The organism is Diaphorobacter sp. B2A2W2 (assembly GCF_056730635.1).
Window position 1 is genome coordinate 90608 of sequence record NZ_JBWZOR010000003.1, and the last position, 25390, is coordinate 115997.

Sequence of the window (25390 nt, forward strand, 5' to 3'; positions counted from 1 at the left end):
AACGCCCTGGCAACATCAGGGCGTTCACTATCAATATGATAGCTGTTTGCGCTTGATGGTAGCGCGCGGAAGCATGGTTTTGCTTGTATGCCGCGGCCGTAGGCTTGAGCAAACTTGACTTCCATCAAGACATTTCAAAAGCGCGTGCCTACACTGCCGCCATGCGCAACAAGTCCACGCTGTCCACCAAGCTGCTGGCCATGGGCACGGTGTTCCTGCTGGTGGCGCTGGCATCCATCGGCTTCACGCTGTGGGTGACCTGGAAGTTGGAGGGGGGCGCCGCTGCGGTGAACGAGGCGGGTCGCCTGCGCATGAACATGCTGCGCATGGTGCTGGCCCAGCAGAACGAGTCGCCCCAGGAATTCGCGCGGCTGGAAACGCGCTTCAACGAAGGGCTGGAGTTGCTGCGCACGGGTGACCCCGCCCGGCCGCTGTTCGTGCCCTGGAGCGATGACACGCGCGAGCGCTACGAACACATCCGGCGGCAGTGGCTGCTCATCGAAAACGACTGGAAAGCCGCCGCGCGCTATGAAAGCACCGCCGCGGCCGTGGCGCGCGCCGATGCCTTCGTGCTGGACCTGGACAGCTTCGTCGAGGCCATCGAGATCCAGATCGTGCGCCTCACGGCGGTGCTGCATCTGTTCCACCTGTTCATGGTGGCGTTGGCCATCGGCTCGGCTGTGGCCTTCATGGCGTTGAGCTACCTGCTCGTACTCAACCCCGTCACGCGGCTGCAACAGGCCCTGGCGCGGCTGCGCAAGGGCGACCTGGGCACGCGCCTGGAGGTGGAAGCCGACGACGAGTTCGGCCAGCTGACGGCGGGTTTCAACCTCATGGCCCATGCGCTGCAGACCTCGCACGAGGACCTGGAGCGCAAGGTGCGCGAAAAGACCGCCACCATCGAAGTGCGCAACCAGCGCCTGGCGGCGTTGTATGCGGTCAGCGCCCTTGCGGCGGAGGCGGGGAGCCTGGAAGAGTTGACCCAGGGTTTCGTGCAGCAGATCCGCCGCGTGGCGGGGTGCGACGCGGCGGCCGTGCGCTGGTCGGACGAAGCCAACGAGCGCTACGTGCTGCTGGCCTCCGACGGGCTGCCCCAGTCGCTGGTGGAACACGAGCACTGCGTGGTCACCGGCGCCTGCGAATGCGGACAGGCGCAGGGCCAGGCGCGCATGCGTGTGATTCCGATCATGCCTGCCGGGGGCCTGCAGTTGCCGCATTGCCGCGAGGCCGGCTTCGAGACGGTGGTGAGTATCCCGGTGCAGATGCACCAGCGCCTGTTGGGCGAGGTGACGCTGCTGTATCGCAGTCCGCTGGAGCTGTCGGCGGAGATGCGCGAACTGCTGTCCACCATGGCGCACCACTTGGCCACTTCCATGGAAAGCCTGCGCGCCTCGGCGCTGGAGCGCGAGGCAGCGGTGGCGCAGGAGCGCAGCCTCATTGCGCGCGAATTGCACGACTCCATCGCGCAGTCGCTGGCCTTTCTCAAGATCCAAACCCAGCTGCTGCGCGACGCGGTGGCGAAGGGCAACACCGAGGCGCGTGACCGCAGCATGGCGGAGCTGGATACCGGTGTGCGCGAATGCTATGCCGACGTGCGTGAGCTGCTGGTGCACTTTCGCACGCGCACGCAGGACGAGGACATCGAAGCGGCGCTGCGCGCCACGCTCTCGAAGTTCGAACACCAGACCGGCGCGGCCACGGCGCTGAGCATGGCGGGGCACGGCCTGCCGCTGGCGCAGGACGTGCAGATCCAGGTGCTGCACATCCTGCAGGAGGCCTTGTCCAACGTGCGCAAGCACGCCGATGCACGCCGCGTGGAGCTGCGGGTGCAGCGCCACCCCCGCTGGCGCTTCGAGGTGCAGGACGATGGCCGCGGGTTCGACCCGGACAGCGTGCCACCCGATTCGCTGCACGTGGGCCTGGGCATCATGCGTGAACGCGCGCAGCGCATCGGTGCGCATCTGGAGCTGGTTTCGCGCCCCGGGGGCGGTGGCACCTGCGTAATCCTGGAGCTGCCACCAACCACCCGCGAGGAGCCTGCGTTGCCCCTCTCCCTTGTTTCTTCCGCCGCCGCATGAATGCTCCCACCACGCTTTTCCTGATCGATGACCACACCTTGCTGCGCCGCGGACTGGTGGCGCTGCTGTCCCAGCAGCCGGACCTGCGCGTGGTGGGCGAGGCCGGGGACGCCGCGGAGGCATTGCGTCTGCTGCCTGCGCTGCGCCCCGACGTGATCCTGCTGGACAACCACCTGCCCGGTGTGCGCGGCGTGGACGCCATCGCCGGCCTGCGCGAGGCGTCGCAGGGCAGCCGCGTGTTGATGCTCACGGTGAGCGAGGATGGACAGGACCTGGCGGCCGCCTTGCGCAACGGCGCGCAGGGGTATCTGCTCAAGACCATTGACGGTGACCTGCTTGCGCAGGCGATACGGCGGGCCGCACGCGGCGAGCCGGTGGTCAGCCCCGAAATGATGGGCAAGCTGGTGGCGGCGTTCCAGTCCCAGGGGGCGCCCACGCCCGAGCCCCTGCCCGAAGAGGAAGAGCCCGTGTCGGTGCTGTCGCCGCGCGAAGAAGACGTGTTGCGCGAGATTGCGCGCGGTCTCAGCAACAAGGAAATCGCACGTGCGCTCGACATTGCCGAGACCACCGTGAAGATCCATGTGCAGCACATTCTGCGCAAGCTGGGACTGTCCTCGCGCGTGCAGGCGGCGGTCTACGCCTCGGACCGCCACCGCCTCACGGAATAACCCCCAGAGCCCGGCATAGTTCTTAGGGAGTAGGGCGGCATAGGCCGCCCTCGTCCTTTTGCACCGCCCGCGGTGTCCCAGCGAAGGATGTGCAGGCACGGCCAGTTGCGGGACCATTGCACCGTACCCAAGAGAGGACATCTGCAATGGCTCAACTGCCCCAGCGCGCCGCGCCGAGCGCCTCAACCGTCGGCGAAGATCCACGCCATACCCGCAAAGCCTGGTCAGTGCTCATCGTCAGCACGCTCGCCTTCACCGTCTGCTTCATGGTCTGGATGATGTTCGGCGTCATCGGGATCCCGATCAAGAAGATGCTGAACCTCAGCTCCACCCAGTTCGGCCTGCTCACGGCCATGCCCGTGCTCACGGGCTCGCTGGTGCGCGTGCCGCTGGGTATCTGGACCGACCGCTACGGCGGCCGCATCGTGATGGCGTTGCTCATGGCCGCCACCGTTCCCGCCATCTGGATGATGGGTTACGCCACCGAATACTGGCATTTCCTCGTGATCGGCCTGTTCGTCGGTTTGGCCGGCGGTTCGTTCTCGGTCGGTACGCCCTACGTGGCCCGGTGGTTCCCTAAGCACCGCCAGGGCACGGCCATGGGCGTGTATGGCGCGGGCAACTCGGGCGCGGCCGTGAACAAGTTCGTGGCGCCCGTGATCCTGGTGGCCTTCGGGTGGGCGGCCGTGCCGCATGTGTATGCCGCCATCATGCTCGGTACGCTGGTGCTGTTCTGGCTGTTCAGCCACAGCGACCCGGCACACCTAGTACCCAGCAACGTGTCCTTTGGCGAACAGCTCAAGGCACTGAAGGACCCCAAGGTGCTCAAGTACTGCCAGTACTACAGCATCGTGTTCGGTGGCTATGTGGCGCTTTCCCTGTGGATGGTGCAGTACTACGTCGGTGAGTACGGCCTTGACATCCGTGTGGCGGCGCTGCTGGCGGCCTGCTTCTCGCTGCCGGGCGGCGTGCTGCGCGCCATCGGTGGCGTGCTGTCCGACAAGTTCGGGGCGCACTCCGTGACCTGGTGGGTGATGTGGGTGAGCTGGATCTGCCTGTTCCTGCTGTCCTACCCGCAGACCGACTTCACCATCCAGACCGTCAACGGACCCACCACCCTGCACGTCGGCTTGAACGTATACATGTTCACCGCGCTGATGTTCGTCCTGGGCATCGCCTGGGCTTTCGGCAAGGCCAGCGTATTCAAGTACATCAGCGACGACTACCCCAAGAACATCGGCGCCATCAGCGGCATCGTGGGCCTAGCGGGCGGCATGGGCGGCTTCATCCTGCCCATCCTGTTCGGCATGCTCATGGACTGGACGGGCATCCGCTCCAGTGCCTTCATGCTGATGTACGGCGTGGTATGGGTTTCGTTGATCTGGATGTATTTCACCGAGGTGCGCCGCACCGACGTGATGAAGTCTCACAACGCCGCCCCGGCTGCCCACTGATCCCCACCGGAGATCCCACATGTCCACCAACACCGTTTCGCAAGGCAGCGGCCGCAAAGGCCGGGTGCTCACGCTCTGGACCCCCGAGGACAAGTCCTTCTGGGCGCGAGAGGGCGAGGCTGTCGCCAAGATCAATCTCTGGATCTCGGTGCCCGCACTGTTCCTGGCCTTCGCCATCTGGCAGGTCTGGAGTGTGGTCGCCGTGAACTTGCCGGCACTGGGTTTCAAGTATTCGACCAACCAGCTGTTCTGGCTGGCTGCCGCCCCGGCGCTGTCCGGCGCCACGCTGCGTATCTTCTATTCCTTCATGGTGCCCATCTTCGGCGGCCGCCGCTGGACTGCGCTGTCCACCGCGTCGCTGCTGGTCCCCGCCATCGGCATCGGCTATGCGGTGCAGGACAACACCACCAGCTACCCCACCATGCTTTTGTTGGCGCTGCTGTGCGGCCTGGGCGGCGGTAACTTCAGCTCCAGCATGGCCAACATCAGCTTCTTCTTCCCGAAGGAGCGCAAGGGTTCCGCGCTGGGTGTGAATGCCGGCCTGGGCAACCTGGGGGTGTCGGTGGTGCAGTTCCTGAGCCCGCTGGTCATTACGGCAGGCATCTTCGGTATCTTTGGCGGGGAGCCCCAGACCATCGTGAAGAATGGCCAGGAGCAAATGGTGTGGGCGCAGAACGCCGCCTTCATCTGGGTGCCCTGGATCGCACTGGCCGCGGTGGCGGCTTGGTTCGGCATGAACGACATTGCCGATGCGCGTGCCAGCTTCGCCGCGCAGGCGGCCATCTTCAAGCGCAAGCACAACTGGATCATGTGCGTGCTGTACCTGGGCACCTTCGGTTCGTTCATCGGTTTTGCCGCGGGCTTTCCGCTGCTGATCAAGGCGCTCTTCCCTGAAGTCAACCCCCTGGCCTACGCCTGGCTGGGTCCGCTGGTGGGCGCCGTGGTGCGTCCGTTCGGCGGCTGGCTGGCCGACAAGGTGGGCGGTGCCCGGGTCACGGTCTGGAACTTCCTCGTCATGGCGCTGGCCGTGGTGGGTGTTCTGTTTTTCCTGCCCAAGGGCTCGGGCGGTTTTGCGCTGCCCTTTGGCCCGGCTGAAGGCAGCTTCACGGGCTTCTTCCTGATGTTCCTGGTGCTCTTCTTCACCACCGGCATCGGCAACGGCTCCACCTTCCGCATGATCCCCGTGATCTTTCTGGCCCAGAAGCTGCGCGAGTTGCGCACCGATGACGAAGCATCGCGCGCCCAGGCCATCAAGGATGGCAACACCGAAGGCGCGGCCGCGGTGGGTTTCGCCGGAGCGCTGGGCGCCTACGGGGGCTTTTTCATTCCCAAGAGCTATGGCAGCTCCATCGCCGCGACGGGCGGTCCCGAATTCGCGCTGTGGATGTTTGCCGTTTTCTATGTTCTCTGCATCATCATCACTTGGTGGTACTACTCTCGCAAGCATGCAGAGATGCCCTGCTGAGCCACGCCACTACAACGATTTCCAAGGAGTCCCACGATGAGCCATTTCCTAGACCGTCTCTCGTACTTTGCGCAGCCGCGCGAAACCTTCTCGCAGGGCCACGGCCAGACCAACGGCGAAGACCGTACATGGGAAGACGCCTATCGCGACCGCTGGGCGCACGACAAGATCGTGCGCTCCACCCACGGTGTGAACTGCACGGGCAGTTGCTCGTGGAAGATCTACGTCAAGGGCGGCATCGTCACGTGGGAAACACAGCAGACCGACTACCCGCGCACGCGTCCCGATCTGCCCAACCATGAGCCGCGCGGCTGCGCACGCGGCGCCAGCTACAGCTGGTACCTGTACAGCGCCAATCGCGTGAAATACCCCATGGTGCGTGGCCGCCTGCTCAAGCACTGGCGTGCCGCACTGGCCATCGCCAAGAGCCCCGTGGACGCCTGGGCCGCCATCGTCGAGAACGACAGCGCGCGCCGCGAATGGCAGAAGCAACGCGGCCTGGGCGGCTTCGTGCGCAGCACCTGGGACGAGGTCAACCAGATGATCGCTGCGGCGAACGTCTACACCATCAAGAAGCACGGGCCGGACCGCATCATCGGCTTCTCGCCGATCCCGGCCATGTCTATGATCTCGTACGCTGCCGGCAGCCGCTACCTGAACCTGATCGGCGGCGTGCCGATGAGCTTCTATGACTGGTACTGTGACCTGCCGCCGTCCAGCCCGCAGGTGTGGGGCGAGCAGACCGACGTGCCCGAATCGGCCGACTGGTACAACTCCAACTTCATCATCGCCTGGGGTTCCAATGTGCCCCAGACGCGCACACCCGATGCGCACTTCTTCACCGAAGTGCGTTACAAGGGCGCCAAGGTCGTGGCCGTGACGCCCGATTACTCCGAGGTGGCCAAGCTGGCGGACCTGTGGCTGCACCCCAAGCAAGGCACCGACGCCGCCGTGGCCATGGCCATGGGCCACGTGATCCTTAAGGAGTTCTACTTCGACAAGCGCTCGGCGTATTTCGACGACTACGCGCGCCGCTACACCGACCTGCCGCTGCTGGTGGTGCTCAAGGAGAAGACGCTGCCGGATGGCCGCACGGTGATGGTCCCCGACCGCTATGTGCGCGCCAGCGACTTCGGCGACAAGCTGGGCCAGACCAACCACCCCGACTGGAAGACCGTGGCCTACGGTACCGACGGCAAGGTGGCGCTGCCCAATGGCTCCATCGGCTTCCGCTGGGGCAAGGACGGCCGTGACGACCAGGGCCTGTGGAACCTGGAGTCCAAGGAGGCGCGCACGGGCAACGACGTGCAGCTGAAGCTGTCGGTGCTGGAAGACGGGGCGCAAGAGCACCAGGTGACCGATGTCGCCTTCCCGTACTTCGGCGGCATCGAGACACCCAACTTCGAGGCCAACGACCAGGGCGGCGACGTGATCGTGCGCCGCGTGCCCATCACCCACCTCGACCTGCAGGGCGAGGGCGTGCAGGGCCGCGTGGCCGTGGCCACGGTGTTCGACCTGCAGGTGGCCAACTACGGCATCCTGCGCGGCCTGCAGGGCGAGGAGAAGGACGGAGGCTATGACGCCAACGCCCCCTATACCCCGGCGTGGCAGGAGAGCATTACCGGCGTGCCGCGCGACCAGGTGATCGCCATCGCGCGCCAGTTTGCCGACAACGCCGACAAGACCCACGGCAAGTCCATGGTGATCATCGGCGCGGCCATGAACCACTGGTACCACTGCGACATGAACTACCGCGGCATCATCAACATGCTGATGATGTGCGGCTGTATCGGCCAGAGCGGCGGCGGCTGGTCGCACTACGTGGGCCAGGAAAAGCTGCGGCCGCAGACGGGCTGGACCGCGCTGGCCTTCGCGCTGGACTGGATCCGCCCGCCGCGCCAGCAGAACTCCACCAGCTTCTTCTACGCCCACACCGACCAGTGGCGCTACGAAAAACTGGGCGTCGAGGAAGTGCTATCGCCCCTGGCGGATGCCAAGGCCTACCAGGGTTCGATGATTGATTTCAACGTGCGCTCCGAGCGCATGGGCTGGTTGCCCAGCGCGCCGCAGCTGCAGACCAACCCGCTGCAAGTGGTGCGGGATGCCGCCGCCAAGGGGCTGGACGCCAAGGACTACGTGGTGCAGTCGCTCAAGAACGGCTCGCTCACGCTGAGCTGCGAGGACCCCGACAACCCGATGAACTGGCCGCGCAACATGTTTGTGTGGCGCTCCAACATCCTGGGCTCGTCGGGCAAGGGGCATGAGTACTTCCTCAAGCACCTGCTGGGCACCACCAACGGCGTGCAGGGCAAGGACCTGGGCAAGGACGAGGCCAAGCCCACCGAGGTGAAGTGGCATGCCCAGGCGCCCGAAGGCAAGCTGGACCTGCTGGTGACGTTGGACTTCCGCATGAGCACGACTTGCCTGTATTCGGACATCGTGCTGCCCACGGCGACGTGGTACGAGAAGAACGACCTCAACACCAGCGACATGCACCCCTTCATCCACCCGCTGTCGGCAGCCGTCGACCCTGCGTGGCAGTCGCGCAGCGACTGGGAGATCTACAAGGGCTTCGCCAAGGCCTTCAGCGAAGTCTGCGTGGGCCACCTGGGCGTGGAAAAGGAAGTCGTACTCACGCCGATCATGCACGACACCCCGGCCGAGCTGGCACAGCCCTACGGCGTGAAGGACTGGAAGCGCGGCGAGTGCGACCTGATCCCCGGCGTGACCGCTCCGCAGGTGACGGTGGTCGAGCGCGACTACCCCAACACCTACAAGCGCTTCACGGCCCTGGGCCCGCTGATGGACAAGGTCGGCAACGGCGGCAAGGGCATTGCCTGGAACACCGAGACCGAAGTGGCGCAGCTGGGCGACCTCAACGGCCGCGTGCGCGAGGAAGGCGTCACGCAGGGCCGTCCGCGCATCGTGAGCGATATTGACGCCACCGAAGTGGTGATGATGCTCGCCCCCGAGACCAACGGCCACGTGGCCTGCAAGGCCTGGGAGGCTCTGGGCAAGCAGACCGGGCGCGACCACGTGCACCTGGCGCTGCACCGCGAGGACGAGAAGATCCGTTTCCGCGACATCCAGGCGCAGCCGCGCAAGATCATCAGCTCGCCCACCTGGAGCGGGCTGGAGAGCGAGAAGGTCAGCTACAACGCCGGCTACACCAACGTGCATGAGCTGATCCCATGGCGCACCCTCACCGGTCGCCAGCAGTTCTACCAGGACCACCCCTGGATGCGCGACTTTGGCGAGGGCTTCGTGAGCTACCGTCCGCCGGTGCACCTGAAGGCACTGCACGAGGTCGAGGGCAAGATGCCCAACGGCAATCCCGAGATCGCGCTGAACTTCATCACGCCGCACCAGAAGTGGGGCATCCACAGCACGTACAGCGACAACCTGCACATGCTCACGCTCAACCGCGGCGGCCCGGTGATCTGGCTCAGCGAGGACGACGCCAAGCGCGGCGGCATCGTGGACAACGACTGGGTGGAGCTGTTCAACGCCAACGGCGCCATTGCGGCACGTGCGGTGGTCAGCCAGCGCGTGAACCCGGGCATGGTGCTCATGTACCACGCGCAGGAAAAGATCATCAACACCCCGGGCTCGGAGATCACGGGCACGCGCGGCGGCATCCACAACTCCGTCACGCGCGTGGTGCTGAAGCCCACGCACATGATCGGCGGGTACGCGCAGTACAGCTACGGCTTCAACTATTACGGGACCATCGGCACCAACCGCGACGAGTTCGTGCTGGTGCGCAAGATGCGCCGCGTCGACTGGATGGACGACGAGGCATCCACCAGCGCCGCCCACGCCTGAGCGACAAGGAGAGACACGATGAAAATTCGCGCACAAATCGGCATGGTGCTGAACCTGGACAAGTGCATTGGTTGCCACACCTGTTCCGTCACCTGCAAGAACGTCTGGACCAGCCGTCCCGGCGTGGAATACGCCTGGTTCAACAACGTCGAGACCAAACCCGGCATCGGCTACCCCAAGGAATGGGAAAACCAGGACAAGTGGAACGGCGGCTGGGTGCGCAACCCGGACGGCTCCATCGCCCCCCGCCAGGGCGGCAAGTGGAAGCTGCTCATGCGTATCTTCGCCAACCCTAACCTGCCGCAGATCGACGACTACTACGAGCCCTTCACCTTCGACTACGACCACCTGCAGTCGGCGCCCGAGATGAAGGCCGCGCCCACGGCGCGCCCGCGCAGCCTGATCACGGGCCAGCGCATGGAAAAGATCGAATGGGGCCCGAACTGGGAGGAAATCCTGGGCGGCGAGTTCTCCAAGCGCAGCGCCGACGTGAACTTCGAGCAGGTCCAGAAGGACATGTACGGCCAGTTCGAGAACACCTTCATGATGTACCTGCCGCGCCTGTGCGAGCACTGCCTGAACCCGGCGTGCGTGGCATCGTGCCCCTCGGGCTCGATCTACAAGCGCGAGGAAGACGGCATCGTGCTGATCGACCAGGACAAGTGCCGCGGCTGGCGCATGTGCGTCTCGGGCTGCCCCTACAAGAAGATCTACTACAACTGGCAGACCGGCAAGGCCGAGAAGTGCATCTTCTGCTACCCGCGCATCGAGGCGGGCCAGCCCACGGTGTGCTCCGAGACCTGCGTGGGCCGCATCCGCTACCTGGGTGTGCTGCTGTATGACGCCGACCGCATCCAGGAAGCCGCCAGCGTGGAGCGCGACCGCGACCTGTACGAGGCGCAGCTGGACATCTTCCTGGACCCCAACGACCCGGACGTGATCCGCCAGGCCAAAGCCGACGGCATCTCCGACGCCTGGCTGGAAGCCGCCAAGAACAGCCCCGTCTACAAGATGGCTGTGGACTGGAAGATCGCACTGCCGCTGCACCCCGAGTACCGCACACTGCCCATGGTGTGGTATGTGCCGCCGCTGTCGCCGATCACCTCGGCGGCCAACGCCGGCCACCTGGGCGTGAATGGCGAGATTCCCGACGTGTCGCAGCTGCGCATCCCCGTGCAGTACCTGGCCAACCTGCTCACCGCCGGCGACACCGGCCCCGTGGTGCGGGCGCTGGAGCGCATGCTGGCCATGCGCGCCTACCAGCGCGGCATGCATGTGGACCGTCAGCAGAACCTGGCCGTGCTGCAGCAGGTGGGGCTCACGGTGCATGAAGTGGAAGACATGTACCAGGTCATGGCGATCGCCAATTACGAAGACCGCTTCGTCATCCCCTCGGCGCACCGCGAGTACGCCGAGAACGCATTCGACCTGCGCGGCGGCTGCGGCTTCTCGTTCGGCAATGGCTGCTCCGACGGCTCCACGGACGTGAGCATGTTCGGTGGCAAGAAGCGACGCACCATCCCCATCAAGGCCACGGTCTGAGGCGAAAGGAAGAATTGCCATGTTCCAGAAAACGCCTGAATCCCTGCGCCTGACGCTGCGTGCGCTGGCGCACCTGCTGGGCTATCCCGATGCCGCGCTGCGTGCGAACGCGCCGGCGCTGCTGGACGCGTTGCGGCTGGAGCGCGCCCTGCCCGAGGCGCGCATGCAGGAGATCGAAGCCCTGTGCCGCCAACTGTGTGCCATGGAGCCCTACGAGGCCGAGGCGCGCTACGTCGACACCTTCGACCGCGGCCGGCAGACTTCGCTGCACCTGTTCGAGCACGTGCACGGCGACTCGCGCGAGCGCGGCCCCGCGCTCATCGACCTGATGCAGACCTACGAGAAGGCCGGCCTGCAGTTCGACGCGCAGGAACTGCCCGACCATCTGGCGGTGGTGCTGGAGTTCGCCTCCACCCAGCCGCCGGCCGTGGCGCGCGAATTCCTCGGCGAGATGGCGCACATCCTCAATGCGCTGTTCACCGCGCTGACCAGCAAGGGCAACCCCTACGCCTGCGTGATCGCGGCGGTGCTCGAAGTCGCCGGCCAGCGCGTGCAGGCCGTCGCCATCGCGCCCGAGCCGGGCCTGGACGACGCCTGGGCTGAGCCCGAGGCATTCGACGGCTGCGCCACCCGCGGCCAGAACCGCCCGGACCGGCCCCAACCCCTGCATTTCGTGCGCAACGCACGCACCAACTCGTCCCAAGGAGCCTCGGTATGACCGCCTGGATCGACAACCTCTTGTTCGGCCTGTACCCCTACATCTGTCTGGCCGTTTTCTTCATCGGCAGCTGGGCGCGCTTCGACCGCGACCAGTACACATGGAAGAGCGACTCCTCGCAGCTGCTGCGCCGCGGCAGCCTGCGCTGGGGCAGCAACCTGTTCCACGTGGGCGTGCTGGTCCTGTTCTTCGGCCACTTCGTGGGCATGCTCACGCCGCACGCGCTGTACGAGCCCTTCATGAGCGCAGGCGCCAAGCAGATCATGGCCATGGTTGTGGGCGGCGTCGCCGGCACCCTGGGCTTCATCGGGGTGACGCTGCTGCTGCACCGCCGCCTGACGGATGCGCGTATCCGCGCCACCTCCAAGACCAGCGACATCCTGCTGCTGTGGGTGCTGTGGGTGCAGTTGGCCCTGGGCCTGGCGACCATTCCGCTGTCGGCGCAGCACCTGGACGGCTCGATGATGATGTTGCTGGCCGAATGGGCGCAACGCATCGTCACCTTCCGCGGCGGCGCCGTGGAACTGTTGGCCAATGCCGGTTGGGTATTCAAGGCGCACATGTTCCTGGGCATGACCGTGTTCCTGATCTTCCCGTTCACCCGCCTGGTGCACGTGTGGAGCGGGTTTGGCACACTGGCCTACATCACGCGCCCGTACCAACTGGTGCGCGCCCGCCGCATGAACCTGCCCGCAGGCCACAACCAGCCGGGCAATCGCAACGCGCTATGAAGTAAATAGCTGCCAGCGCTTGCTGGTAGCGGGCTGGAGGCCAATTTCGCTTGAAATCGGCTTTCGGCCTCCCAGCCTCCAGGAGAACCCCATGAGCAACACCACCTGCGGATCGGGCGGCTGCGGCTGCGCCGGCAGCACCGACAACCTCCCACAGGAAGACGCCGCCCCGGTGGCCCGCATCAATGGCGTGCCTTTGCACGCCGACGGCGAGATCCTGCCGCCCGATGCACTGCGCCAGCGCGCCTGCACCGAGCTGCTGCGCCAGCAGGCGCAGCGCGAGGGGCTGTTGTCGCAAGACGACGCGCCGGGCCTGGACGGCGCCACCAGCGCCGAGGCATCGCAGGCCATCGAGCGCCTGCTCGACCAGGCCCTGCAAGTGCCCGAGCCCTCCGAAGAGGCCTGCCGCCGCTACCACGCCGCCCACCCGACGCTGGGCGGGCAGGGCGAGCGCGTGCGGATGCGCCACGTGCTGTTCGCGGTCACCCCGGGGGTGGATGTGAAGCTGCTGCGCCAGCGCGCCGAAGGCGTGTTGCTGGACCTGCGTTGCGCGGACGATGACGGCGCGCGCTTTGCCGCCGCGGCGGGCCAGTGGTCCAACTGCCCCAGCGGGCAGGAGGGCGGCGATCTGGGCTGGCTGTCGGCCGAGGACTGCGCGCCCGAGTTCGCGCGCGAGGTGTTCGGCACGCAGGAAGTGGGCGTGCTCTCGCGCCTGGTGCACAGCCGCTTCGGCCTGCACGTGGTCGAGGTGTGCGAGCGCCAGCCGGGCCAGGAGCTGCCCTTCGAGCAGGTGCGCGCCAGCGTGGCGCTCATGCTGCGCCAGCAGGCCTGGGTCAACGCATTGCGCCAGTACCTGCAGCTGCTGGCGGGCGAGGCCGAGGTCGAGGGCGTGCACCTCGATGCGGCCGATACGCCGCTGGTGCAGTAGCGCCAGGCAGGGGAGACACCCATGCCTGACGACGAGCTGCTGCAACGGCTGCGCCGCTTCCATCTGGATGCCTTCCCCCAATACCGCGAGCAATTCCAGACGCTCGTGGACGAGGGGCAACACCCGACGACCCTGTTCATCGGGTGCTCGGATTCCCGTCTGCTGCCCTACCTGCTGACGGGGGCAGGACCGGGCGAGCTGTTCCTGGTGCGCAACGTGGGGGCCTTCGTGCCGCCCTACGACGGCTCCTACGGCCACCACGGCACGGCCGCCGCCATCGAGTTCGCGGTGCTCGAACTGCATGTGAGCCGCATCGTCGTGTGCGGCCACAGCCACTGCGGCGCCATCAAGGCGCTGTATGGCGAGGTCTCGCCCGAGGCGCGCAACCTGCAGCGCTGGCTGGACCTGGGCCGCGAGGCCGCGCTGCCCGTGCAGCCCGGCCCCGAAGCCCTGCGCCGCACCGAGCAGCGCGCCGTGGTGCTGCAACTGGAACGCCTCATGGAGTACCCCATGGTGCGCCGCCGCGTTGAGGACGGCAGCATTGCGCTGCATGGCTGGCACTACGTGATCGAGGAGGGCGAGGTCCACGTGTTCGACGTGGCCACCGGCGGCTTCGTGGCGGCGTCCAAGGCCAAGAGCAGCGGCACGGGCCCGTATGCGCCGTATGTGGAACATGATGGGCAAGTGCTGGTGGACTGAGGTGCACGCTGGCCACATGGGCGAGGCCCACGCCCATGACTGAAGCGCGGCGCCGCACCGTGCCCCTGCGCAGCGAGCCCGCCTCGCCGGGCCGGCCCTCAGCCGAGGCGCTGGCGCGGCTGGACCGGCGCTGGCGGCCGCGCTACCTCATGCTGGCGCCGCACCGGCTGGGGTTCGTCCTGGCGATGCTGCTGCTCATGGCCTCGGGCCTGTGGTGGGCTCTGGTGCAGATCGACCGCGTGAGCGGGGCGCTGGCATTGCCATACGGTGTGGCGCCGTCGCTGGTGCACGCGGCGGTGATGACGTTTGGCTTCATGCCGCTGTTTTTCGCCGGCTTTCTTTTCACCGCGGGACCCAAGTGGCTGCATGTCGAGCCCTGGCCGGTTTCCCGCGTCATGCCGCCCCTGCTGCTGCAGGCCGGCGGCTGGCTGGTGTGGCTCGCCGGCGGTTCTTGGGGGCTATTGGTTGCGCTCGCCGGCTGCGCTGCCGCATTCCTCGGGTTGGGGTGGATTACAGTGCTTTTCATCCGCCTGGTCCAGCGCAGCACGCTGCAGGACCGTTTGCATGCGCGCGCCATTGCCGCGGCCTGCCTGGTGGGCTGCGTGTGCATCGCGGCGCTGGGGCTGAGCCTGGCCGGCGGCCGTGGCGACCTGGCGCGTGCCTGGGTGCTGACCGGGCTGTGGGGGTTCGTGGCCGCGGTCTTCGTGGTGGTGGCCCACCGCATGATTCCTTTCTTCACCTCGGCCGTGCTGCCCATGGTGCAGGCATGGCGCCCTTTCTGGGTCCTGTGGCTGATGCTTGCCGCGGTGGTGGCCGAGGCGCTCGCCGTCTGGCTGCCGTGGCTTGGCTGGGCGCCCGCGCTCGACACGGGCGGGCTGCTGGTGCGTGGCGCGCTGGAGTTGTCGGTGGGGGCCGTGCTGCTGTGGCTGGCCTACCGCTGGGGCCTGCTGCAGAGCTTGGCGCAGCGCCTGCTGGCCATGCTGCACATCGGCTTCATCTGGCTGGGGCTGGCCTTCGTGGGCCACGGCCTGGCGCACGGGGTGCAGGGTCTCTACGGCAGCGCTGCCGGGGAACTGGGCGCGCTGCATGCGCTCACCATGGGGTGCCTGGGCTCGCTCATGCTCGCCATGGTCACGCGCGTGTCCTGTGGCCATGGCGGCCGCGCGCTGGTGGCGGACCGCCTGGTCTGGACGCTGTTCTGGGTGCTGCAACTGGCGACCGTGGTGCGGCTGGCGGCGAGCGCGCCATTGCCCTGGTCGCCCGTGCTGTTGGCCGTCGCGGCCCTGCTGTGGGCTGGCATCATGGCGGTATGGGGCCTGCGCCTCATCGGCTGGTATGGCCGGCTGCGCGCCGATGGCCGGCCGGGGTGAATGCCATGGAACAGGAGAGACCGGTGCCTCCACAGGCCTTGAACAATGCAGCCGCCACGGCGGAACTGGCCGCCGCGCTGCTGCAGGCGCGCCAGACCATCCTGCCCAAGCGGCTGGGCGCGCCGGGGCCGGACGCCGCGCAGCTGCAGGCCATTTTGGCCGCGGCCGCGCATGCGCCGGACCATGGCTGTCTGCTGCCCTGGCGTTTTGTTGTGGTGCCCGACGCGGCCCGCGCGGCGCTGGGCCAGGCGTTTGCCGATGCGCTGCGCGAGCGCGACGCGCAGGCCACGCCCGAGCAGCAGGAGCAGGCGCGCGAGAAGGCCCTGCGCGCGCCCGTGTTGCTGCTGGTGGTGGTGGACGAATGCGGGGGCGATCCTGAGATCGCACCCAGTGAGCGGCTGGTGTCCGCGGGTTGCGCGGTGCAGAACCTGCTGCTCATGGCGACCGCGCTGGGTTTTGGCTCCGCGCTCACCAGCGGCAAGGCGCTGCAGTCGCAGGCGCTGCGCGGGCTGTTCGCGCTGAGCGAAGGCGAGCGCGCGCTGTGTTTCGTGAGCGTGGGAACGGTCGTGTCGCGCAAGCCCGTGCGCGCGCGGCCCGTGCCGGCGCAGTATGTGGGCACGCTGGTGCCCGGCCGGGGCGTGCAGCCTTGGCCGCAACAAGGGGAATGAATGCAAGTGAAAACCGAGATCAACAGTTTTGACGACCTGCTGCGCGCCGCGCGCAGCCACCGCGAGCGCCAGCGCCTGCTGTTCGTGTTTGCCGGTGCAGAGCTGCCCGACGAGGCCACGCCGGAGCAGCGCGAGCGCTTCACGCAGGGCGAGGGCGGGGTGCTGGTGCCGCTGATGTGCGTGGACAAGCTGCCCGAGGAGTTGGAGTCGTTTGACGCGCTGGTGCGCGAGTCGCAGCAGTTCGAGCAGCCGGGCCAGCCCTGGCGCCTGGTGTTCACCGCGGCGCTGTCGGGCACGGCGGCGCAGGCGCCGTCCGACGACGACGCCGACAAGGTGCTGCGCCGCATGGTGGAGGCCGTGAAAACGGGCGCTTTCAGCGCCTATCTGCCCTTCAACCGCGACGGCCAGCCCGTGCGGCTGGGCTGACGCCATGGCCAGCCGTGTGTCCCTGCCCGGTCTGCACACGCCAGGCGCGGGCTTTGACGAGCCGTTCGAGATGCTGGGCGCCTGCCATGACCGCGTCCGCCGCTCGCTGGACCTGCTGCAGCGCCTGCGCGACTACCTCAAGACGCACGCCTGCGATGACTCCGCCCGCCAGGCGGCGTGCGATGTGCTGCGCTATTTCGACATCGCCGCCCCGCTGCACCACGAGGACGAGGAACTCCACGTCTTCCCGCCCCTGCTGGCCGGTGGCGACGACGCGCTGACGGACCTGGTGCGCCAGCTGCAGCGGGACCATGTGCTGATGGCCGAACGCTGGGCTGCGGCGCGCGTGGGGTTGCAGGCGCTGGCCGACGGGGCCGTGCAGGCGTTCACGCCGCAGCACGAGACGGCCTTGGACCGGTTTGCGCAGTGCTACGACGATCACCTGCGCCATGAAGACGACCGCATCTATCCCGCCGCGCGCGCGCTGCTGGACGACCCCGCACAGCAGTCCATGGGGCAGGAGATGGCGCGTCGCCGCGGCGTGCGTTGATTGCTATTGAAATATGAGCTTCTACCGCTTGATGGATAAGCGATAGAGCCATTTTTCATCTGAATCTGACGGGCGGCTGCGCGCCGCTGTTCGTCAGCGGGCGGCCCCCCCAAAAGAAGGCGCCGTGGCCAAGGCCACGGCGCGCTGTGCCCCTCACGGGGCGGCGACCCGCCGGGGGCGGACCGCAACGGGGGCCTGGCCCCCGAAACTCTGGTGCCGCGTCAGTGCACGATCACCGGGTTCTGCGCGAGCCCGACGTAGCCATCCAGCGTGTCCTCCACCTCTTCCTGGGTGGGCGTGTTGCGCTGCCAGGCCAGGATCTGCTGCTGGAACATCTCGGCCCAGGAGCCATCCAGGTACACCTCCTTGCCGGAGCGCTTGTCCACGATCTCGAAGCCGTGGCGCACCAGTTGTGGAACGGCGGGCGTGGCGGCTTCGCTGGCGCTGTCGGGGGTTGCGTCTGCCAGCATGTGGACCACCACAAAGGAGTCGGAGTCGTAGAGCATATTCATGGCGTGTCCCCCTATCGGTATGCCTGTCAGATTGCAGCGGATCGGCAGAGTTCAAGCCCCCGCGCCCCGCTGCTGTGACCAGTATTCCACGGAAAAGGGGCCGTGGCGGCCTTCGTGCGCGGTCGCGGCCTTGTCCCACGCCGGGACGCGCCCGCCGCCCGCGGCAAATGCCGGCATCAGGGCGTGTCGTGATGGCTCAGGGACAGGTCGGCGAAGTCGCCGTTGGCCTGCGTGAGGCGGATGCGCACCGGCAGATAGCCCATGTCCGTGCCCAGCCAGAGTTCGGCCTTCTGGTCGTAGCGCTGGTCGGGGCGGGGCAGGCGCTGCAGCTTGAGCGCGGGCGTGCTGCCGGCGGGCAGCTCCAGCGTTTGCGGCCCTTCCACGGTGAAGGTCCAGCGCTCGGCGCTGCGCGCACCCACGGTGGTCAGCGTGATCCGGGTGCCGGGGGGATAGCGTTCGGGAGCGGCGGCCAGCAGGGCGCCCAGCTGGATGAACACGCTCAGCCGGTCCTGGGCGCCGCTGCCGATGGCCGCGCGCGGGGCGTTGGCGCTGAAGATCACCTCGCCGCGCTCGAAGTCGAAATGCGCTGCGCGCTCGCTGCGCGTCTTGTCGCCGAAGCGCGTGGGGCGCAGTCCTTGCGGCGTGATTTGGCCCACGCTGCTTTGCGAGCGCGCTCCCAGCAGGAAGGCCTTGATCTGCTGGCGCGCCTCGTACTGCGTACCGTCCTGGCGCCACAGCAGTTCGGCGCTGGCGTTGTAGTGGAACTTCTTCACCTCGCCCGTCACGTCGAACGCCAGCCGCGCCGAGGGCGGCAGGCGTACCGGGGGCGGTTCGGTGCCGGCCACGGCACCCGCGGCGCCAGGGGGCAGGATTTCCACGCCCGCGGTCAACGCGGGCGCTTCCTGCGCCGGCTGCGATGCGGCGGCTGGCGCGGACGCGCTGGAGGCTTCGGCCATTGCGGGCATGGCCGGATCGCTGGCCGGGGAGAGGGGGGCGGAGGGTGCCTGGGGCGCCGCGGCGTCCGCCGACACTTCGGGGTTTGGGGTGGAGGAATCGGCCGGCACCTCGGCAGGGGGCTCCGCGGGCGAGGGTGCGGCTTGCGCAGGCGCTTCCATGACAGGTACGGGCTCGGCGTGCCGCGTGGGGGGCGGTGCCTCCACGGGCGGCGGCGGTGGCTTGCGCACGGGACGGGGGCGCGGCTTGGGGGCCGGCGGCGGCACTGGCGCGGCCTGGGGTTCCGGGGGAGGCGGCGGTGGAGGCGGGGGCTCCACCATCCGCGTATGGAAGGCCAGCCGCTGCGGAGCGCCCTGGTCCGTGCCGCCCAGCGGCAACCCGACCAGTACCAGCCAGTGCAGGGCCAGTACCACGGCGGTCAGCAGCAGCAGGGCGCGGCGCGGCATGCGTTCAGCCGGGTGTGGCGGCGTGACCCAGGTCGCGCGAGAGCTGCTCGGCCGCGGCGCGCAGCGGGGCCTCTATCGCACCGCCCCAGGCGGCATCGAACGTAGCGGCGGGGCCCAGCGTGGTGATGGCCAGAGCCAGGTGGCCGCCGGCGTCGAACACGGGTGCGCAGAAAGCGTGGATGCCCGGCAGCAGCGTGTCCAGCACCCGCGCGCAGCGGCGCTCGCGCACTTCGCGCAGCAGTGCCTGCACGCCGGCCTCGTCGTGCGGCAGGTCGGCGCGGCCCTGGCGGGTGGCCAGGGCCAACTCCTCGGCTATCAGCGCGGCGGTCTTCTCGCGTGGCAGGTAAGCGGCAAAGCAGCGGCCCGTGGCGGAGCTGAGCAGCGGCATCACGTCGCCCAGGCGCAGGTTGGCCGTGAGCGCGCGTGGTGCCTCCTCCCAGTGCACGATGGTCGGTCCATGGTTGCCCCAGACGGCCAGCGCCAGTGTGTGGCCCAGCGCATCCATGAGTGGCGCCATGCGCTCGCGCGCCAGCCGCATGGCATCGAGGCGTGTGAGCGAAGCAAGCCCTAACTTGAGTGCCGCAGGGCCCAGGTCGTAACGGGCGTTGCGGGCGTCCTGCACCACCAGGCCCAGGCGCTGAAAGCTCACCAGGTAGCGGTGGGCCTTGGCCGCGCTCATGCCGGCCTCCTGCGCCAGGTCCTTGAGCATCAGCGGCCCGCGGGCGCGCGACAGCGCGTCCAGCAGCGCGAACCCGACCTCCACCGACTGAATGCCGACGCGTTCCTTGTCCATCTGCACTAGAATTTTGGAGTTTTGTTTAGTTAAATCAATTCACTGGATCGAAATTTGTGCCAGGCGAGAGGGCTCGCGCGGCGCAGGCGATGCATTCACCCGGAGACCCAGGCCCATGAAACTTGCTACCTACAAAGACGGATCGCGCGACGGCCAGCTTGTCGTGGTGTCGCGCGATCTGGGCACGGCCCATTATGCGACCGGCATTGCCAGCCGCCTGCAGCAGGTGCTGGACGACTGGAACTTCATGGCGCCCCAGTTGCAGGACCTGTACGACCAGCTCAATGCCGGCCGCGCGCGCCATCCGTTCCCCTTCGATCCGCAGCAGTGCATGGCGCCGCTGCCGCGCGCCTACCAGTGGGCGGACGGCTCGGCCTACATCAACCACGTGGAGCTGGTGCGCAAGGCGCGCAATGCCGAGGTGCCAGCCAGCTTCTACACCGATCCGCTCATGTACCAGGGCGGCAGCGACGACTTCATCGGCCCCTGCGACGACGTGGTGGTGCCCAGCGAGGCCATGGGCATCGACTTCGAGGCGGAGATCGCCGTCGTCACCGGCGACGTGAAGATGGGCGCCAGCCCGGAGCAGGCCCTGGACGGCATCCGCCTGGTGATGCTGGCCAACGACGTCAGCCTGCGCAACCTGATCCCGGCGGAGCTGGCCAAGGGCTTCGGTTTCTTCCAGTCCAAGCCGGCGACCGCCTTCAGCCCCGTGGCGGTGACGCTGGACGAGCTGGGCGACGCCTGGCAGGGCGGGCGCGTGCACCTCACGCTGCAGTCCACCTGGAACGGCCGCAAGGTGGGCATGTGCGACGCGGGGCCGGAGATGACCTTCCACTTCGGCCAGCTCATCGCGCACATCGCCAAGACACGCAATGTGCGCGCCGGCTCCATCGTGGGCAGCGGCACGGTGAGCAACAAGGACTGGGCCAAGGGCTACAGCTGCATTGCCGAAAAGCGCTGCATCGAGACCATCCAGGACGGCCAGCCCAGCACCGAGTTCATGCGCTATGGCGACACCATCCGCATCGAGATGAAGAACAAGGCCGGCCAGAGCCTGTTCGGCGCCATTGACCAGACCATTGCCGCGCCGCAGTAGTTTGAGGTCATTGGGGCCGTAGCGCCCGTCCATCAGGCGCGAGCAGCTATTAATAAAAGAGCAAGGAGACAACCGATGGAACGCAGAACCTTCCTGGCGGCCTGTGCCGCCACGGCGGCGGCGCCGTGGACACGCGCCGACACGGGCTATCCCAGCCAACCCATCCGCTGGGTGGTGCCCTACCCGGCGGGCGGCGGCACCGACGTGCTGGCGCGCACCGTGGCCGAGGCCATGCGCGGCGGGCTGGGCCAGCAGATCGTGGTGGACAACCGGCCTGGCGCGTCCACCAACATCGGCAGCCAGATCGTCGCCACCGCCAAGCCGGACGGCTACACCGTCATGTCGGCGGACAACGCGCTGCTGGCCTACAACGAGCACCTGTACCGCCGGCTGCCCTTCCACCCGGACAAGGACTTCACGTACATCGGCGGGCTGTCGCGCTTTCCTCTGGTGCTGGTGGTGAATCCGGCGTTCGCGGCGCAGACCTTCCAGGACTTCCTGGCCTATGTGAAGGCCCACCCCGGCCAGGTGAACTACGCCTCGCCCGGCAACGGCTCGCCGCACCACCTGGCGATGGAGTTGTTCAAGCACCGCACGCAGACGTTCCTTACGCACATTCCCTACCGCGGCGCGGCCCCGGCGGTGCAGGACGTGGTGGGTGGCCAGGTGCCCTGCATGTTCCTGGACCTTGCGGCCGGCCTGCCGGTGATCCAGTCGGGCAAGGTGCGTGCGCTGGCCATCGGCGCCGCCCGGCGTGCGGCCGCGCTGCCGCACGTGCCCACGCTGGCAGAGGTGGGCGTGGCCGATGCCGAGGTCTATGCGTTTCAGGGCCTGCTGGGCCCGGCCGGGCTGCCGACGGCCATCACCGCACGGCTGAATGCCGCGCTGAACCAGGCGTTGGCCGCGCCCGAGGTGGTGGAGCGCATGCGGGCCTTTGGCATGGAACCGCTGGCCGCCACGCCCGAGCAGTTCCACGCGCTGGCCCGCGCCGAGGCGCGGCGCTGGGGGCCGGTCATTGCCGCCACGGGCGTGAAGCTGGATTGAGGTTTGGTGCCAAAAGTGGCTGTAGCGCTTGACAGTCAAGCGCTATCAGCTCACTTTTTGATAGTTAAGAGGCCAGCGGCTCCACCTGCACCCGGCAGTCGTAGAACGTGGGCCCCGCGCCCAGGTCGGTCAGGGCCTGGCTGGTCAGTTCGTTCACGTTGGTGCCGTTGTGGCCCAGCTTGCGCCACCACACGCCCAGGCCGTTCACCACACCGGGACGGGCGCGCCCGTTGAGCGCGGCGTGGCAGGCGTAGCTGCCGCGGTCGTTGAACACGCGCACCAGGGCGCCGTCGGCAATGCCGCGCGCCGCGGCATCTTCGGGGTGGATCTCCAGCAGCGGGCGGCCTTCGATGTCGCGCAGGCTCTGCAGGTTCACGAAGGTGGAGTTGAGGAAGTTGCGCGCCGGCGGCGAGATCATGGCCAGCGGGTAGTCGGCCGAGGTGCCCGCGCCCTCGTGGTTGGGCACGTAGCCCGGCAGCGGATCCAGCCCCTGGTCGGCCAGCCGCTGGCTGTAAAACTCGCATTGGCCCGAGGGCGTGGGAAAGCCGCCGTCGGCGAATGGCGCATCGGGCACGGACAGGGGCGCGAAGCCCTGTTCCAGCAGCAGATCGAAGTCCACCTGGTCGCCATAGGCCTGGCGGCACAGTGCCTCGTCGCTGTCGGCAAAGCAGGGTTCGGTGAAGCCCATGCGTGCGGCCAGGTCGCGGAAGATCTGCGCATTGCTGCGCGCCTGGCCCTGGGGCGCAATCGCGGGCCGGTTGAGCAGCACGTCGGTGTGGCCGTAGGCCAGGTGCACGTCCCAGTGCTCCAGCTGCGTGGTCGCGGGCAGGATGTAGTCGGCGTAGTCGGCCGTGTCGGTCTGGAAGTGCTCCAGCACGACGGTGAACAGGTCCTCGCGCGCAAAGCCGCGCACCACTTGGCGGGAGTCGGGCGCCACGGCCACGGGGTTGCTGTTGTAGACCACCAGCGCCTCGATCTTCGGTCCGAAGCTGGGCGAGGCGTCGCGCAGCAGGTCGTCGCCGATGGTCACCATGTTGATGGTGCGCGGACTGCGGCCCGCCAGCAGGTCGGGGCGCTGCAGCGCGGCCCGGTCCACGGGGAAGCTGCCGGAGCTGGACAGCAGCACGCCCCCCGCGCGGTGGCGCCATGCGCCCGTGAGTGCCGGCAGGCTGGCGATGGCGCGCACCGCGTTGGCGCCGCCGTGCGCGCGCTGCACGCCGTAGTTCAGGCGGATGGCGGCGGGCCGCGTGGTGCCGTAGTCGTGCGCCAGCCGGCGGATCTGCTCCACGGGCAGGCCGCAGACCTCGGCCGCGCGCTCGGGCGGCCACTGCAGGGCGCGCTCGCGCAGTTGCTCCCAGCCCAGCGTGTGCCGGGCGAGGTAGTCATGGTCCAGCCAGTCGTGCACGATCAGTTCGTGCATCAGCGCCAGGGCCAGCGCGGCGTCGGTCCCCGGGCGCAGCTGCAGGTGCTCATGGCATTTCTCGGCCGTCTCGCTCTTGCGCGGGTCGATGCAGACCAGGCGCGCGCCGTCGCGCTTGGCCTGCTGCGCGATGCGCCAGAAATGCAGGTTGCTGCCGATGGAGTTGCTGCCCCAGATCAGGATGAGCTGGGCCTCGGCGAAGAACTCCACCTTCATTCCCACCTTGGCACCCAGCGTGTGCACCAGGCCTTCGCCGCCGGCCGTGGCGCAGATGGTGCGCGCCAGCAGCGACGCGCCCAGGCGGTGGAAGAAGCGCCGGTCCATGCTCTCGCCCTGCACCAGTCCCATGGTGCCCGCGTAGCTGTAAGGCTGGATGGCCTGCGGGTCGCGCGCGGCGATGTGCGCCAGGCGCGCCGCGATGTCCCCCAGCGCTTCGTCCCAGCTCACCGGGGTGAACTGCCCGCTGCCCTTGGGGCCCGTACGTTTGAGTGGCGTGAGGATGCGCTCGGCATGGTGGGTGCGCTCGGCGTACTTCGACACCTTGGCGCACAGCACGCCGCCGGTTTGCGCATGCGCCGGGTTGCCCTGTACGCGCACGGCGCGGCCGTTCTCCACGGTGGTGAGCAGGGCGCAGGTATCGGGGCAGTCGTGGGGGCAGGCGCCGCGCACCTGGTGGGTGGCCGAAGCGTCGGGGACGGGAGTCGGGAGCATGTGTGGGGACTTTGGTGAGGGGTGGACCGGGGAAAACGGGCTTCGGTAAACTTCGCGTCGGGCACTCCGTTTAACGCAGTGCCTTATTTATTTCAATAATGGTTTACTCTGAGGGTTTTCTATGCATTCAACGCGGTTGAGCCGTCGGCAATTCTCGGCAGGGATGGGCGCGGCCCTGCTGACCGGCGCATCCCTGGCGCGCGCGCAGAGCGACACGCGCATTGTGCTGGGCCAATCCGCGGCCCTGACCGGGCCTGCCAGCCAATTGGGCCTGCAGTTCCAGGCGGGTGCCAAGCTGGCGTTCGACCAGGTCAATGCCCAGGGCGGCATCGGGCGGCGCACCATCGAGCTGCGCTCGCTGGACGACGGCTACGAGCCCGACCGCTGCGCCGAGAACACGCGCCGCTTGATCAATGAGGACGTGCTGGCCCTCTTTGGCTACGTGGGCACGCCCACCAGCCTGGCCGCGCAACCACTGTTCACGCAGGCCAAGGTGCCATTCTTCGCGCCCGTCACGGGCGCGGAATCCCTGCGCCAGCCGTTCAACCGCCTGGCCTTCCACGTGCGCGCCTCCTACGCGGACGAGGCCGAACTCATCGTGCGCCAGCTCACCAACCTGGGGCTGGACCGCATCGGCGTCTTCTACCAGGACGACGCCTATGGCAAGGCTGGCCTGGACGCCGTGACCCGCGCACTGGCCACGCGCAAGCTGGCGCCCGTGGCGACCGGCACGGTGGCGCGCAACTCCGCCAACGTGACGGCTGCCGTGGCGCCGCTGGTGGCGGCGCAGCCCGTGGCCATCGTGCAAATCGGTGCCTATGCCGCCAGTGCGGCGTTCGTGCTGGCCGCGCGCAAGGCGGGATACGGCGGCAAGTTCTACAACGTGTCCTTCGTGGGCACGCAGGCGCTGGCGGATGCGCTGGGCGCCAACGGCGCGGGCGTGGTGGTGTCGCAGGTGGTGCCTTCGCCCTACCAACAGTCGCGCCAGATCACGCGTGAATTCCAAGAGGCCATCAAGAAGGGCGGCAACGTGCAGGCCAACTACTCCAGCATGGAGGGCTACCTGGCCGCGCGCGTCTTCATCGAGGGGCTGCGCAACGCGCAGGCGCACGCCAGCGGCAAGCTCACGCGCGAGAGCCTGGTGGCGGGGCTGGAATCCCTGCGCGGTTCGGTGGGCGGCTTTACGGTCAACTTCAGCCCGTCCGACCATGAGGGCTCGCGCTTCGTGGAGATGTCCATGCTCACCGGCGACGGCCGCGTGCGCACCTGAGCGCGCCGCGCCCGCCTCG

Annotated in this window: 21 protein-coding genes; 17 read left to right on the forward strand and 4 right to left on the reverse strand. The window is 67.9% G+C overall.

The features are described 5' to 3' along the window. Window positions 1-161: 161 nt before the first annotated feature. The 14 genes from AC1PPL_RS06525 to AC1PPL_RS06590 all read left to right on the forward strand — a co-directional run bounded on the left by AC1PPL_RS06525 (window position 162) and on the right by AC1PPL_RS06590 (window position 17122). Window positions 162-2078, forward strand: coding sequence for a type IV pili methyl-accepting chemotaxis transducer N-terminal domain-containing protein (locus tag AC1PPL_RS06525; protein WP_479972922.1), 1917 nt, complete (start codon window positions 162-164; stop codon window positions 2076-2078). Continuing rightward, window positions 2075-2746, forward strand: coding sequence for a response regulator (locus AC1PPL_RS06530; protein ID WP_123674874.1), 672 nt, complete (start codon window positions 2075-2077; stop codon window positions 2744-2746). Before AC1PPL_RS06525 ends, AC1PPL_RS06530 begins: the two co-directional genes overlap by 4 nt. A gap of 146 nt (window positions 2747-2892) precedes the next feature. Next, window positions 2893-4200, forward strand: a complete 1308-nt coding sequence (locus tag AC1PPL_RS06535; RefSeq protein WP_123674875.1) for an MFS transporter — start codon at window positions 2893-2895, stop codon at window positions 4198-4200. 19 nt (window positions 4201-4219) lie between these two features. Then, a complete protein-coding gene (locus AC1PPL_RS06540) occupies window positions 4220-5665 on the forward strand; it encodes a NarK family nitrate/nitrite MFS transporter (protein ID WP_012655469.1) in 1446 nt (481 codons plus the stop codon). A gap of 36 nt (window positions 5666-5701) precedes the next feature. Continuing rightward, complete coding sequence (locus AC1PPL_RS06545; RefSeq protein ID WP_454536146.1) at window positions 5702-9490, forward strand: nitrate reductase subunit alpha; 3789 nt, start codon at window positions 5702-5704, stop codon at window positions 9488-9490. 18 nt (window positions 9491-9508) lie between these two features. Beyond that, window positions 9509-11032, forward strand: coding sequence for a nitrate reductase subunit beta (gene narH, locus AC1PPL_RS06550; RefSeq protein ID WP_012655471.1), 1524 nt, complete (start codon window positions 9509-9511; stop codon window positions 11030-11032). 19 nt (window positions 11033-11051) lie between these two features. Beyond that, the gene (narJ, locus tag AC1PPL_RS06555) at window positions 11052-11750 is read left to right on the forward strand and encodes a nitrate reductase molybdenum cofactor assembly chaperone (RefSeq protein WP_479972923.1); all 699 of its coding nucleotides are present in this window, start codon (window positions 11052-11054) and stop codon (window positions 11748-11750) included. Continuing rightward, on the forward strand, window positions 11747-12481 hold the full coding sequence (gene narI / locus AC1PPL_RS06560; protein WP_012655473.1) for a respiratory nitrate reductase subunit gamma: 735 nt from the start codon (window positions 11747-11749) through the stop codon (window positions 12479-12481). Before narJ ends, narI begins: the two co-directional genes overlap by 4 nt. A 91-nt stretch (window positions 12482-12572) precedes the next feature. Further along, complete coding sequence (locus AC1PPL_RS06565; protein WP_172205677.1) at window positions 12573-13409, forward strand: peptidylprolyl isomerase; 837 nt, start codon at window positions 12573-12575, stop codon at window positions 13407-13409. A gap of 21 nt (window positions 13410-13430) precedes the next feature. After that, window positions 13431-14108 carry a carbonic anhydrase gene (locus AC1PPL_RS06570; RefSeq protein ID WP_011803901.1) on the forward strand — a complete coding sequence of 226 codons (678 nt, stop codon included), beginning with the start codon at window positions 13431-13433 and terminating at the stop codon, window positions 14106-14108. Between the two features lie 35 nt (window positions 14109-14143). Continuing rightward, entirely contained in the window at window positions 14144-15478 is a 1335-nt protein-coding gene (locus AC1PPL_RS06575) for an NnrS family protein (RefSeq protein ID WP_479972924.1), read from the forward strand. Window positions 15479-15483: 5 nt separating this feature from the next. Then, a complete protein-coding gene (locus tag AC1PPL_RS06580; RefSeq protein WP_479972925.1) occupies window positions 15484-16146 on the forward strand; it encodes a nitroreductase family protein in 663 nt (220 codons plus the stop codon). Continuing rightward, window positions 16147-16572 (forward strand): ribonucleotide reductase subunit alpha, encoded by a 426-nt coding sequence (locus AC1PPL_RS06585; protein WP_479972926.1) that lies wholly within the window; start codon window positions 16147-16149, stop codon window positions 16570-16572. A 4-nt stretch (window positions 16573-16576) separates the two neighbouring features. Then, entirely contained in the window at window positions 16577-17122 is a 546-nt protein-coding gene (locus AC1PPL_RS06590; RefSeq protein ID WP_479972927.1) for a hemerythrin domain-containing protein, read from the forward strand. A 221-nt stretch (window positions 17123-17343) separates the two neighbouring features. On the opposite strand, the gene AC1PPL_RS06595 is transcribed toward AC1PPL_RS06590, so the two are convergent. The 3 genes from AC1PPL_RS06595 to AC1PPL_RS06605 form a co-directional block, all read right to left on the reverse strand. After that, window positions 17344-17634, reverse strand: coding sequence for a BTH_I0359 family protein (locus AC1PPL_RS06595; protein WP_012655478.1), 291 nt, complete (start codon window positions 17632-17634; stop codon window positions 17344-17346). A gap of 176 nt (window positions 17635-17810) precedes the next feature. Next, window positions 17811-19034, reverse strand: coding sequence for a DUF3108 domain-containing protein (locus AC1PPL_RS06600; RefSeq protein WP_479972928.1), 1224 nt, complete (start codon window positions 19032-19034; stop codon window positions 17811-17813). Window positions 19035-19038: 4 nt separating this feature from the next. Continuing rightward, window positions 19039-19827, reverse strand: coding sequence for an IclR family transcriptional regulator (locus tag AC1PPL_RS06605; protein WP_479972929.1), 789 nt, complete (start codon window positions 19825-19827; stop codon window positions 19039-19041). Window positions 19828-19942: 115 nt separating this feature from the next. On the opposite strand from AC1PPL_RS06605, the gene AC1PPL_RS06610 reads away from it, so the two are divergent. Continuing rightward, window positions 19943-20926, forward strand: coding sequence for a fumarylacetoacetate hydrolase family protein (locus tag AC1PPL_RS06610; protein WP_011803909.1), 984 nt, complete (start codon window positions 19943-19945; stop codon window positions 20924-20926). A 75-nt stretch (window positions 20927-21001) separates the two neighbouring features. Then, window positions 21002-21970 (forward strand): Bug family tripartite tricarboxylate transporter substrate binding protein, encoded by a 969-nt coding sequence (locus tag AC1PPL_RS06615; RefSeq protein ID WP_479972930.1) that lies wholly within the window; start codon window positions 21002-21004, stop codon window positions 21968-21970. A 64-nt stretch (window positions 21971-22034) separates the two neighbouring features. Here AC1PPL_RS06615 and AC1PPL_RS06620 read toward each other — a convergent pair whose 3' ends face one another. After that, on the reverse strand, window positions 22035-24101 hold the full coding sequence (locus AC1PPL_RS06620; protein ID WP_312300597.1) for a molybdopterin-containing oxidoreductase family protein: 2067 nt from the start codon (window positions 24099-24101) through the stop codon (window positions 22035-22037). A 121-nt stretch (window positions 24102-24222) separates the two neighbouring features. Between AC1PPL_RS06620 and AC1PPL_RS06625 the strand changes: the two genes are divergently transcribed. Beyond that, the gene (locus AC1PPL_RS06625; RefSeq protein WP_220638430.1) at window positions 24223-25371 is read left to right on the forward strand and encodes an ABC transporter substrate-binding protein; all 1149 of its coding nucleotides are present in this window, start codon (window positions 24223-24225) and stop codon (window positions 25369-25371) included. Window positions 25372-25390: the final 19 nt, after the last annotated feature.